General features: G+C 32.3%; 11 protein-coding genes, 1 riboswitch and 1 other annotated feature. All 11 genes read left to right on the plus strand.

Annotation, left to right across the window (positions count from 1 at the left end; all coding sequences use genetic code 11):
* The first annotated feature begins 197 nt into the window (after nucleotides 1–197).
* The 11 genes from thrS to hemA all read left to right on the plus strand — a co-directional run bounded on the left by thrS (nucleotide 198) and on the right by hemA (nucleotide 12292).
* Nucleotides 198–2135 carry a threonine--tRNA ligase gene (gene thrS / locus SBL16_RS03865; protein ID WP_107611719.1) on the plus strand — a complete coding sequence of 646 codons (1938 nt, stop codon included), beginning with the start codon at nucleotides 198–200 and terminating at the stop codon, nucleotides 2133–2135.
* 49 nt (nucleotides 2136–2184) lie between these two features.
* Nucleotides 2185–2360, plus strand: a riboswitch (Lysine riboswitch).
* A gap of 158 nt (nucleotides 2361–2518) precedes the next feature.
* Entirely contained in the window at nucleotides 2519–4012 is a 1494-nt protein-coding gene (locus tag SBL16_RS03870; RefSeq protein WP_107613785.1) for an amino acid permease, read from the plus strand.
* A 63-nt stretch (nucleotides 4013–4075) separates the two neighbouring features.
* Nucleotides 4076–4203: a sequence feature (ribosomal protein L20 leader region), on the plus strand.
* 22 nt (nucleotides 4204–4225) lie between these two features.
* Nucleotides 4226–4753, plus strand: a complete 528-nt coding sequence (gene infC, locus SBL16_RS03875; protein ID WP_029376631.1) for a translation initiation factor IF-3 — start codon at nucleotides 4226–4228, stop codon at nucleotides 4751–4753.
* A 27-nt stretch (nucleotides 4754–4780) separates the two neighbouring features.
* On the plus strand, nucleotides 4781–4981 hold the full coding sequence (gene rpmI, locus SBL16_RS03880; protein ID WP_002448990.1) for a 50S ribosomal protein L35: 201 nt from the start codon (nucleotides 4781–4783) through the stop codon (nucleotides 4979–4981).
* Between the two features lie 54 nt (nucleotides 4982–5035).
* Entirely contained in the window at nucleotides 5036–5392 is a 357-nt protein-coding gene (gene rplT, locus SBL16_RS03885) for a 50S ribosomal protein L20 (protein WP_011275545.1), read from the plus strand.
* 150 nt (nucleotides 5393–5542) lie between these two features.
* Complete coding sequence (locus SBL16_RS03890; RefSeq protein ID WP_107611721.1) at nucleotides 5543–6151, plus strand: NUDIX domain-containing protein; 609 nt, start codon at nucleotides 5543–5545, stop codon at nucleotides 6149–6151.
* Between the two features lie 12 nt (nucleotides 6152–6163).
* A complete protein-coding gene (locus SBL16_RS03895) occupies nucleotides 6164–7087 on the plus strand; it encodes a hypothetical protein (RefSeq protein WP_107611722.1) in 924 nt (307 codons plus the stop codon).
* 158 nt (nucleotides 7088–7245) lie between these two features.
* Nucleotides 7246–8550: a trigger factor gene (gene tig, locus SBL16_RS03900; RefSeq protein ID WP_107613783.1), complete on the plus strand. Its 1305-nt coding sequence runs from the start codon at nucleotides 7246–7248 to the stop codon at nucleotides 8548–8550.
* A 157-nt stretch (nucleotides 8551–8707) separates the two neighbouring features.
* Entirely contained in the window at nucleotides 8708–9970 is a 1263-nt protein-coding gene (gene clpX / locus SBL16_RS03905) for an ATP-dependent Clp protease ATP-binding subunit ClpX (protein ID WP_033080133.1), read from the plus strand.
* A 217-nt stretch (nucleotides 9971–10187) separates the two neighbouring features.
* Nucleotides 10188–10775 carry a ribosome biogenesis GTP-binding protein YihA/YsxC gene (gene yihA, locus SBL16_RS03910; protein WP_037536782.1) on the plus strand — a complete coding sequence of 196 codons (588 nt, stop codon included), beginning with the start codon at nucleotides 10188–10190 and terminating at the stop codon, nucleotides 10773–10775.
* Between the two features lie 170 nt (nucleotides 10776–10945).
* Nucleotides 10946–12292 carry a glutamyl-tRNA reductase gene (hemA, locus tag SBL16_RS03915; RefSeq protein ID WP_317952817.1) on the plus strand — a complete coding sequence of 449 codons (1347 nt, stop codon included), beginning with the start codon at nucleotides 10946–10948 and terminating at the stop codon, nucleotides 12290–12292.
* The last annotated feature ends 19 nt before the right edge of the window (nucleotides 12293–12311 follow it).

Raw genomic sequence — 12311 nt, forward strand, 5'->3', positions numbered from 1 at the left:
ATTATTACTCCTTCATCATTAGGTGTTGGTAATCAATGCCCGGCTCAAGACCGTTATCTTAAGTAGAGATATTTAGCTATTGCTAAATAACTAGGGTGGTACCACGACGAACTCGTCCCTTTTTTAGGGGCGAGTTTTTTTATTTCAACGAAATTAGAATTTAATTGAAATTAGAATTTATTTATGGAGGTTTTATAATGGATCAAATAAATGTTCAATTCCCAGATGGTAATTCGAAAGCGTTTGATAATGGCGTAACAACTGAAGAAATTGCACAATCAATTAGCCCTGGATTAAGAAAAAAAGCGGTTGCTGGTAAATTTAATAATCAAATGGTTGATTTAACTAGACCATTAGAAGAAGATGGTTCAATTGAAATTGTGACTCCAGGTAGTGATGAAGCGCTTGAAGTTTTACGTCATTCTACCGCCCATTTAATGGCTCAAGCTTTAAAACGTTTATATGGGGATGTTAAGTTTGGAGTTGGCCCTGTTATAGACGGTGGGTTCTATTATGATTTTGATATGGATGAAAAGGTTTCGTCAGATGATTTTGAAAAAATTGAAAAAACGATGAAGCAAATCGTTGATGAAAATCATAAAATTGAACGTAAAGTTGTATCAAGAGAAGAAGCTAAATCATTCTTCAAAGATGATCCTTATAAATTGGAATTAATTGACGCTATACCTGAAGATGAAAGTGTTACTTTATATTCACAAGGTGAATTTACTGATTTATGTCGTGGTGTACACGTTCCTTCAACTTCAAAAATCAAAGAATTTAAATTACTTTCAACTGCCGGTGCATATTGGCGTGGGGATAGCAATAACAAAATGTTACAGCGTATTTATGGTACAGCATTCTTTGATAAAAAAGATTTGAAAGCACATTTAGAGATGCTTGAAGAACGTCGTGAGCGTGATCATCGTCGAATTGGTAAAGATTTAGAGCTTTTCACTAACAATCAATTAGTAGGTGCAGGTCTTCCATTATGGTTACCTAATGGAGCTACAATTCGTAGAGAAATTGAACGTTATATAGTTGATAAAGAGGTAAGTATGGGTTATGACCATGTATATACTCCAGTGTTAGCAAATGTTGAGTTATACAAAACTTCTGGACACTGGGATCATTATAGAGATGATATGTTCCCACCAATGAAATTAGACGAAACAGAAGAAATGGTATTACGACCTATGAACTGTCCACATCATATGATGGTCTATAATAATCGTCCTCATTCTTATCGTGAACTACCTATCCGTATTGCAGAATTAGGAACTATGCACAGATATGAAGCCAGTGGTGCAGTATCAGGATTACAACGTGTACGTGGAATGACATTAAACGATTCACACATATTTGTTAGACCTGATCAAATTAAAGATGAATTTAAACGTGTTGTTAACATGATTCAAGAAGTATATAGTGACTTTGGCTTTGAAGATTACACATTCAGATTAAGTTACAGAGATCCTGAAGATAAAGAGAAGTATATGGATGATGATGAAATGTGGAACAAAGCTGAGACTATGTTAAAAGAAGCAGTCGATGAAATGGGATTACCATATGTTGAAGCAATTGGTGAAGCGGCATTCTATGGTCCTAAACTAGATGTTCAAGTTAAGACTGCTATGGGTAAAGAAGAAACTTTATCAACTGCTCAAATTGATTTCTTATTGCCAGAGCGTTTTGAATTAACATACATCGGTAGCGATGGTGAAAATCATCGTCCAGTAGTTATTCATCGTGGCGTAGTTTCAACTATGGAACGATTTGTAGCGTTCTTAACTGAAGAAACTAAGGGTGCATTCCCAACTTGGTTAGCACCTAAACAAGTTGAAATAATACCTGTTAATGTTGACTTACATTATGACTATGCTAGAAATTTACAAGATGAATTAAAATCACAAGGTGTACGTGTAGAAATTGATGATCGTAATGAAAAAATGGGATACAAAATTCGTGAAGCACAAATGCAAAAAATACCTTATCAAATAGTTGTTGGTGATAAAGAAGTTGAAAACAACCAAGTCAATGTACGTAAATACGGCTCTCAAGATCAAGAAACAGTTGAAAAAGATGAATTTATTTGGAATTTAGTAGATGAAATTCGTTTGAAAAAACATAGATAGTCTTGATAAAAATGATAGCTTAATGTATATTACTATATAGTTAATTAAAAAAAGAGTTAGAGGTTGCGTCTTTAATTAGTAACACTTCAGAAGTTATTAAGGAACGTATGTTGAAAGTGTGGAAGGTAAAGATGCCGAAATGAATGATACCCTTAATTATCATTTGTTGGGACAGTTATCGAATAGAAACTGTACTGTCACAATTTGTGATGTGCTACCGACATAGATTAAGCAGATGGTTGCATATCTAAAGGTATGCAACCATTTTTTATGCTTTAAAGAATTATAAACTATTTGGAAGTATAATTTGAAAGCGTTCATAATCATCGCATAACACAACAAAACTATTTTAGTTAGCCTCTACTGTAAGAAAGGGAGCTTCTATGAAAAAAGTCGAAAATCAAGATGATGGAATCAAAAGAGGACTTAAGGACCGCCATATTTCTATGATAGCAATGGGTGGTTGTATCGGTACCGGATTATTTATGACCTCTGGGGGAGCAATACACGATGCAGGGGCATTAGGTGCTTTAATTGCATATGCGATTATTGGAGCTATGGTATTCTTCCTCATGACATCTTTAGGTGAAATGGCAACGTATTTACCAGTGTCTGGTTCATTTAGTACTTACGCAACACGTTTTGTAGATCCATCTTTAGGATTTGCGTTAGGTTGGAACTATTGGTTTAACTGGGTTATTACAGTTGCAGCAGATGTAACCATTGCTGCACAAGTCATTCAATATTGGACACCTATGGCTGGTATTCCAGCATGGGTTTGGAGTTGTATATTCTTAGTTATTATATTCGCACTAAACTCTTTATCTGTTAGAGTTTATGGTGAAAGTGAATATTGGTTCGCTTTAATCAAAGTTGTAACAGTCATTATCTTTATCATTATTGGTCTTTTAACGATACTAGGTATTATGGGTGGAGAATTTGTAGGTTTTGAGACATTTACGAAAGGTGACGGACCAATTCTAGGTGGTAACTTAGGTGGAAGTTTATTATCAATTCTAGGCGTCTTCCTAGTTGCTGGATTCTCATTCCAAGGTACAGAGTTAATTGGTATTACAGCTGGAGAATCTGAAAATCCAGAACGCGCTGTACCTAAAGCTATTAAACAAGTATTCTGGAGAATATTATTATTCTACATATTAGCAATATTTGTTATAGGTATGTTAATCCCTTATGATAGTAATGCATTGATGGGTGGCGATGATAATATTGCTACTTCACCATTTACACTCGTGTTTAAAAATGCTGGGTTAGCTTTTGCGGCATCATTTATGAATGCAGTAATTTTAACATCAGTATTATCAGCAGGTAATTCAGGTATGTATGCCTCAACACGAATGCTTTATTCAATGAGTAAAGATAAATTAGCTTTTCATTCGTTTGGTAAAACGAATAAGTATGGTGTTCCTTATTTATCACTAGTTGGAACAGCGATTTTAGTTGTTATTATTTTCTTAGTGCAAAAACTAAGTGGTGACGCATATGAATATATTGTTGCTGCAAGTGGTATGACAGGCTTTATTGCATGGGTAGGTATTGCAATTAGTCACTACAGATTTAGAAGAGCTTTCGAAAAACAAAATCATAGTAAAAGGGAATTGAAGTATAAAGCTAAATGGTTCCCATTCGGTCCTATATTCGCAGGCCTGCTCTGTGTGATTGTCATAATCGGGCAAGATGTTGATTTTATTAAAACAGGTCATTTCGATTTAAATCGCTTCATTATCACATATATGGGAATCCCAGTTTTCTTAGTATTCTTCATTTATCATAAATTGAGATATAAAACGAAGATAATTCCATTAGATAAAGTAGATTTAAGACAAGATGTTTCAATGGATGAAGTAAAACATCACTAATATTAAAATAATTGTTGACTTATATGATATACACTGATATGATTATTAACGTTGAATACGAAACGTACCAAGTAGAAACACCCGTTTCTCACCTGTAGCGACGCTTAAAGCAGTTGGCAGGTCAATCATGTCACACATAAAATGTGTATGAGAGAAGAGCGGGCATAATATGTCCGCTCTTTTTGCTTGGAAAATTTCGTAAAATTTTGGGAGGTGTCAACCATAGCAAAAGATCAAACGCAAGTTAACGAAAAGATTCGCGCTAAAGAATTACGTTTAATTGGCCAAAATGGTGACCAAATTGGTGTTAAATCAAAACGAGAAGCATTAGAAATGGCTGAACGTGTTGAATTAGATTTAGTAGTTGTAGCACCAAATGCTAAACCACCTGTTGCAAGAATTATGGATTATGGTAAATACAAATTCGAACAGCAGAAAAAAGAAAAAGAAATGAAAAAGAAACAAAAAGTTATCAATGTTAAAGAAATACGCCTAAGTCCAACTATTGAGGAACATGATTTCCAAACTAAGTTGAAAAATGGTCGTAAATTCTTATCTAAAGGCGATAAATGTAAAGTTTCTATTCGTTTCAGAGGTCGTGCAATCACTCATAAGGAAATTGGTCAGCGCGTATTAGAAAAATTCGCTGACGAATGTAAAGATATTGCCACTGTTGAACAGAAACCTAAAATGGAAGGGCGTCAAATGTTTATCATGTTAGCGCCTATTAACGAAAAATAATTCACTATTATTAGGAGGAAATGAATCATGCCAAAAATGAAAACTCACCGTGGAGCAGCTAAACGTGTTAAAAGAACTGGTTCAGGTCAATTAAAACGTTCAAGAGCTTTCACATCACACTTATTTGCAAATAAAAACACTAAACAAAAACGTAAATTACGTAAAGCTAAATTAGTTTCTAAAAGCGATATGAAACGAGTAAAACAATTATTAGCTTATAAAAAATAATTGTAATTGATAAATGTACGATAATTAATTGTTATATCTAAGGAGGAATTTAATATGCCACGAGTTAAAGGTGGAACAGTAACAAGAGCACGTCGTAAAAAAACGATTAAATTAGCTAAAGGTTACTTCGGTGCTAAACACACATTATATAAAGTAGCAAAACAACAAGTAATGAAATCAGGTCAATACGCTTTCCGTGACCGTCGTCAACGTAAACGTGATTTCCGTAAATTATGGATTACACGTATTAACGCAGCTGCACGTCAACATGACATGAGCTATTCAAGATTAATGAACGGATTGAAAAAAGCTGACATCAATATTAACCGTAAAATGCTTTCTGAAGTTGCTATTTCAGATGAAAAAGCTTTCGCAGAGTTAGTTTCAAAAGCTAAAGAAGCTTTAAAATAATTGATTTATAAAAGATGACTTTGAAGTCATCTTTTTTTGTTTTCAAATAATTAATAATTGAAATTATAAATCGTTAATGCACCTTTATTTGTTCTTTGGTGATTGAGTTTGATAAAATGCTAATTAAGAAATTATTGTAAGGAGAACACTATGTCTAAATATGATGAGCAAATTATAGTTGTACCAAGAGATATCCTTTTTGAACAAGAGTCAAATGCTTTTAACGGCTTTTTAACTAAAAATGATCCACAAGGTGAAGCGATATTTAATACTTTTTCTAATTATGAAGTTAAAAGACGTGGAGATATGGAAGAAGATCCTTCATATAAACAATTAATATCATATTGTCTTTTAGAAAATGAGAAAAATGAAATATTAGTATACAAAAGATTAAGTGGTGGTGGAGAGTCACGTTTACATGGTCAATCTTCTATCGGTGTAGGTGGACACATGAATGATGTGATTGGCGCAAATTCTGTAAATGAAGTTTTAAGGGTAAATGCTCAAAGAGAGTTAGAAGAAGAAGTCGGTTTATTAGAAACTAATTCTCAGAATTTGGAATATATAGGTTTTATAAATGATGATACAAACGATGTGGGTAAAGTACATATAGGTGTAGTCTTTAAAATTAAAGTTAACTCAAATGATATTGAAGTACGTGAAACAGATACATTAAAAATTCAATGGTTAGAAAAAGAGCGTATTGATAATTATGATGAATTTGAAACATGGAGTGCATTAATTTTAAAAGATTTATAGGAGGGATACAACATGTCAGACATCATCCCTTTTCCAAAACTACAACAAAAATTGTATAAAGATATTAAATCATCTCATAACAGTCAACATTACGAAACGGTATATCAATTAATTGAAGATTATGAAGCACAATTTGAACTAGATGAGACATTAGCCTTAATTAAATGTGATATGTTATATCATTTGAATTCATTTTTGGAGTTAAGAGAAGAAGCTATTGTACTTTTAAAAAGAGGCATTCAAGCGTATGATGAGTTAATGTTATATTATATAAAGGCGTTAAATGGCTTAGGTCAGTATTATGAGTCTGTAAATGTTATCAATCAAATTATAGACGAAGTTCAAAGTCATAAAACAAGAATGGCGTTATTTCCATTAAAAGAATATGCTCAATCTCAACTCAATGAAGATAAACATATCACAAGTCAATCATTGGCTAAATTTAATACACTCAATTTGAATGAACAAATACAATTAGTTCTTAAATTAATTGATAATGGGCATTATGAATTTAAAGAAACTATAGCCTTTTTATTATCTAATGAGGTTGAGGCAGACAATTTAAAAAGTTTAATGTTAGAATTTTTAAGATTTGCTGGCTACAATACACCAATTAATATTAACAAGATGAATTATTCAGTTAACGTTATTCCTAATGAGCTTAACGGTTTGGAACATACTGAACTTAAAACTCAAGTAATTCCTCGAGTAATTGATAAGCTAGAAAATGGAGCACTCAATATCATTGATGAAGCAATACATACCATGAATAATCATGCTATATTACTATATCCACTCAATATATTCGATTTATACACCTGTGATGAATGGATTACTGGTTATGATGTTTACTTTAAATCAATGATTGGTATACAAACTAATGAAGATAATGTAAAAATATTAAATTTTATTAATAGTCTTGATGGTCAACTTTGAGCAAATTATTTTATATTGTTAAATTAATTCGTTAAAGTTAGATTATTGAATTTTAAAAGTGTTTTAAGCCCTATAAAAGACTGTTTGTGTCCGTATAGGACGTGTGCTATAATAGGGAAGTTGAAAAAATAAAAATGTAATCATGGAGGTATTTATACATGACAGCAACTTGGGAAAAAAAGGAAGGTAACGAAGGATTATTAAAAGTTACAGTTCCAGCAGAAAAAGTAGACAAAGCATTAGATCAAGCATTTAAAAAAGTAGTTAAACAAATTAACGTGCCTGGTTTCCGTAAAGGTAAAGTGCCTCGTCCTATCTTTGAACAACGTTTCGGTGTAGAAGCATTATATCAAGATGCAGTAGATATTCTATTACCTGAAGCTTATGGTGAAGCTATTGATGAAACTGGAATCAATCCAGTAGCTCAACCAGAAATTAATGTTACACAAATTGAAAAAGGTAAAGATTTTGAATTTGAAGCTACTGTAACTGTTGAACCTGAAGTTCAATTAGGTGATTACAAAGGTTTAGAAATAGAAAAACAAGATTCAGAATTAACTGATGAAGATTTACAAGAAGCAATTGACCACAGCCTAGGACACTTAGCTGATATGGTAGTAAAAGAAGATGGTGCTGTTGAAAATGGAGATACAGTAAACATTGACTTTGATGGCTATGTTGATGGCGAGCAATTTGAAGGTGGACAAGCAGATGGTTATGATCTTGAAATTGGCTCAGGCTCATTTATTCCTGGATTTGAAGATCAATTAGTAGGCGTTAAAACAGGTGAAGGAAAAGATGTAGTTGTAACTTTCCCTGAAGAATATCACGCTGAAGAATTAGCTGGCAAAGAAGCTACTTTCAAAACTAAAGTAAATGAAATTAAATATAAAGAAGTACCTGAATTAGATGATGAAATTGCAAATGAATTAGATTCAGATGCTAACAGTGTTGATGAGTACAAAGAAAACTTACGCAAACGTTTATCAGAACAAAAAGCTGAGGAAGCTGAAAATGTTGAAAAAGAAGAAGCAATTAATAAAGCAACTGATAATGCTACAATCGATATTCCTCAAGCAATGATTGACACTGAATTAGATCGTATGGTTCAAGAATTTGGTCAAAGAATCCAACAACAAGGATTAGATTTACAAACTTACTTCCAAATTTCAGGTCAAGATGAATCTCAATTAAGAGAACAAATGAAAGATGATGCAGAACAACGCATTAAAACAAACTTAACACTTTCAGCTATTGCGGATAAAGAAAATATTGAAGCAAATGATGAAGATATCGATAAAGAATTAGAAAAAATGAGTAAACAATTTAATATCTCAGTTGAAGATATTAAAAATACTTTAGGTAATACTGACATTATTAAAAATGATGTACGTATCCAAAAAGTAATTGACTTACTTAGAGACAATGCTAAATACGTTGAATCTACTAAAGAAGATAAATAATAATTCATTGTTAAATTAATAATTAAAATTTAAAGTAGCAGGTGCATCAATATATGTAACCTGCTACTCTATGTTTTAAGCATTTTAGTTGTTAACCATGAATTTGCATTGTAGAATGCTATCTAGTATAGTCGTTTAAGAATAGAGGTGTAAATGAATGTTTAAATTCAATGAAGATGAAGAAAATTTAAAATGTTCTTTCTGTGGTAAGGACCAAGACCAAGTTAAGAAATTAGTCGCAGGAAGTGGCGTATATATCTGTAATGAGTGTATCGAACTATGTTCAGAAATTGTAGAAGAAGAGTTAGCTCAAACGACTTCTGAAGAATTTACTGAACTGCCTACACCGAAAGAAATTATGGATCATTTAAATGAATATGTTATTGGTCAAGAAAAAGCTAAAAAATCTTTAGCAGTTGCCGTATATAATCACTATAAACGTATCCAACAATTAGGACCTAATGAAGATGAAGTTGAGTTACAAAAAAGTAATATTGCGTTAATAGGACCTACTGGTAGCGGTAAAACATTATTAGCACAAACATTAGCTAAAACTTTAAACGTTCCATTTGCTATTGCAGATGCTACAAGTTTAACTGAAGCAGGTTACGTTGGTGACGATGTAGAAAATATTTTATTACGATTAATTCAAGCAGCTGACTTCGACATTGATAAAGCTGAAAAAGGTATTATCTATGTTGATGAAATTGATAAGATTGCTAGAAAATCTGAAAACACATCAATTACGCGTGATGTATCTGGTGAAGGTGTTCAACAAGCCTTACTTAAAATTTTAGAGGGTACGACTGCAAGTGTGCCTCCACAAGGTGGACGTAAACATCCAAACCAAGAATTAATACAAATTGATACAACAAATATCTTATTCATTCTAGGTGGTGCGTTTGATGGCATCGATGAAGTAATTAAACGTCGCCTAGGAGAAAAAGTGATTGGATTTGCAAGTAATGAAGCGGATAAATACGATGAGGAAGCATTGTTAGAACAAATTCGCCCAGAAGACTTACAATCATATGGTTTAATTCCTGAGTTTATTGGTCGTGTGCCAATAGTTGCTAACTTAGAAACATTAGATGTTGAAGCGCTTAAAAACATTTTAACGCAACCTAAGAACGCTTTAGTAAAACAATATACTAAAATGTTAGAACTTGATAATGTTGAGTTAGAATTTACCGAAGAAGCATTAGCTGCAGTAAGTGAGAAAGCTATTGAGCGTAAAACAGGAGCACGTGGATTACGTTCTATCATTGAAGAAGCATTAATCGATATTATGTATGATGTTCCTTCATCAGAAGACGTAACTAAAGTTGTTATTACTGATAAAACAATTAACGATGAAGTTGACCCAGAATTATACGATTCTGAAGGTAACTTATTGAATGATAGTAAAACATCAGCATAATACAAGTTATTTAAGTTTGAATTTGCTCTGTAAAGATTGAGCCGAACAGTTGAAATAATTTTAAGATCCTATAAACAATTAAAGTTGGAGTGGAACATCGAATTCTATTAGAATTCTGTTCTGCTCCTTTTTTAATTAAAAAATTGCTTATTTAGATATAATGAAATATATATTATAATGAAACAGTTAAATTTAATTACAAAAGAGAGGATAATTTATGAATATTAATCCTAATAACATTGATTTGATTATAAGTGCTGTACAAGAGGCTCAATATCCTGATACAGGTTTATCTGAAGTGGCATTAAGTGGGCGTTCAAACGTTGGTAAATCATCTTTCATTAATAGTATGATTGGCAGAAAAAATATGGCTCGCACGTCGCAACAACCAGGTAAAACACAAACATTAAATTTCTTTAATATTGATGATCAATTAATATTTGTCGACGTCCCTGGGTATGGCTATGCAAAAGTGAGTAAATCACAACGTGAGAAATTTGGTAAAATGATTGAAGAATATTTGACTAAGAGAGAGAGTTTAAAGCTAGTCATTCAACTAGTTGACTTACGCCACAATCCTACTGAAGATGATATTTTAATGTATAATTACTTAAAACATTTTGATATACCTACACTTGTTATTTGTACTAAAGAGGACAAGATTGCAAAGGGGAAGATTCAAAAGCATATTAAAAATATTAAAGAGAAATTAGATTTAGATCCAGATGATACGATTATTAGTTACTCATCAATTCAAAATACAAAGCAGCAACAAATATGGGATTTAATTGCTAATTATTTATAATTATTTTAATCTAATCAGAGGTCAAACTTCTGTTTAGATTTTTTTATGGGATAAGTGTCAAAATTTTGACTTTAAATTAGAATCTTTCTAATTTGTTTGAGCAATCAACTTAAAATCATTAAATTATGTGTTATACTAACTGTATTGTTAGTATTTGGAGGGCGTTATAAATGCATTTTATTGCTATAAGTATAAATCATCGCACTGCCGATGTAGCACTTAGAGAGCAAGTAGCTTTTAGAGATGATGCCTTGCGATTAGCCCATGAAGATTTGTTCGAAACTAAATCTATTTTAGAGAACGTCATTTTATCTACATGTAATCGTATTGAAGTATATGCTATTGTTGATCAAATTCACACAGGTCGTTACTATATTCAAAGATTTTTAGCGCGCTCATTTGGATTTGATGTAGATGATATAAAAAATATGTCAGAAGTTAAAGTGGGGGACGAAGCAGTTGAACATTTACTGCGAGTCACTTCTGGCTTGGATTCAATTGTATTAGGTGAAACTCAAATTCTTGGACAAATGAGAGATGCATTCTTTTTAGCTCAAGACATTCAAACAACTGGTACAATTTTTAATCATTTATTTAAACAGGCTATTACTTTCGCTAAAAAAGCTCATAATGAGACTGACATAGCAGATAATGCTGTGAGTGTTTCATATGCAGCAGTTGAATTAGCTAAAAAGGTATTTGGTAAAATAAAAGGTAAACAAGCTATTATTATAGGTGCAGGGGAAATGAGTGAATTATCACTCTTAAATTTATTAGGTTCTGGTATTGATGATATTACTGTCGTTAATAGAACTGAAACTAATGCGAATAAATTAGCAACGAAGCACGGCGTAAATTATAATACACTTGAGTCATTACCAACTCTTTTGACTAATGCTGATATTGTCATCAGTTCAACAAGTTCGCCAGATTTTATTGTTACAAAATCTATGATTGAGTCGGTCAATCTTAAGAGAAAAGCTTCTTCATTATTGTTAATAGACATTGCGGTTCCTAGAGATATCGAACCAAATGTTAATATTAGCGAAAATATTTTCAGCTATGACGTGGATGATCTTAAAGGATTAGTTGATGCTAACTTGCGAGAACGTCAAATGGCTGCTGACTTTATAGCAAGTCAGATTCCTGATGAAGTCCAAGCTCATAATGATTGGGTAAATATGTTAGGTGTTGTACCTGTAATTAGAGCATTGCGTGAAAAAGCAATGACAATCCAGTCAGAAACAATGGACAGTATTGATAGAAAGCTACCTGATCTTAGTGATAGAGAACGTACAATCATTTCGAAACATACTAAAAGTATTATTAATCAAATGTTGAAAGATCCAATAAAACAGGCCAAAGAATTGAGTAATGATAAGAGAAGTAATGAAAAATTAGAGCTATTTCAAAACATATTTGATATTGATGCTGCAGACCCTTACGAGGATATTAAAGCTCGTAAAGCACAAAAAGAAAAAGAAGTTTCTATCCGTCACATCTTTAGTTTTGAATAAGCATATTAATATGGTGATA

It is taken from the genome of Staphylococcus sp. NWU MK-U1, from assembly GCF_033283505.1.
Taxonomy (GTDB): domain Bacteria; phylum Bacillota; class Bacilli; order Staphylococcales; family Staphylococcaceae; genus Staphylococcus; species Staphylococcus haemolyticus.

What these genes read in the sequence shown, in the direction of transcription:
- thrS (WP_107611719.1), top strand. Translation starts at nt 198, where the DNA reads ATGGATCAAATAAATGTTCAATTCCCAGATGGTAATTCGAAAGCGTTT.
- SBL16_RS03870 (WP_107613785.1), top strand. Translation starts at nt 2,519, where the DNA reads ATGAAAAAAGTCGAAAATCAAGATGATGGAATCAAAAGAGGACTTAAG.
- rpmI (WP_002448990.1), top strand. Translation starts at nt 4,781, where the DNA reads ATGCCAAAAATGAAAACTCACCGTGGAGCAGCTAAACGTGTTAAAAGA.
- rplT (WP_011275545.1), top strand. Translation starts at nt 5,036, where the DNA reads ATGCCACGAGTTAAAGGTGGAACAGTAACAAGAGCACGTCGTAAAAAA.
- SBL16_RS03890 (WP_107611721.1), top strand. Translation starts at nt 5,543, where the DNA reads ATGTCTAAATATGATGAGCAAATTATAGTTGTACCAAGAGATATCCTT.
- SBL16_RS03895 (WP_107611722.1), top strand. Translation starts at nt 6,164, where the DNA reads ATGTCAGACATCATCCCTTTTCCAAAACTACAACAAAAATTGTATAAA.
- tig (WP_107613783.1), top strand. Translation starts at nt 7,246, where the DNA reads ATGACAGCAACTTGGGAAAAAAAGGAAGGTAACGAAGGATTATTAAAA.
- clpX (WP_033080133.1), top strand. Translation starts at nt 8,708, where the DNA reads ATGTTTAAATTCAATGAAGATGAAGAAAATTTAAAATGTTCTTTCTGT.
- yihA (WP_037536782.1), top strand. Translation starts at nt 10,188, where the DNA reads ATGAATATTAATCCTAATAACATTGATTTGATTATAAGTGCTGTACAA.
- hemA (WP_317952817.1), top strand. Translation starts at nt 10,946, where the DNA reads ATGCATTTTATTGCTATAAGTATAAATCATCGCACTGCCGATGTAGCA.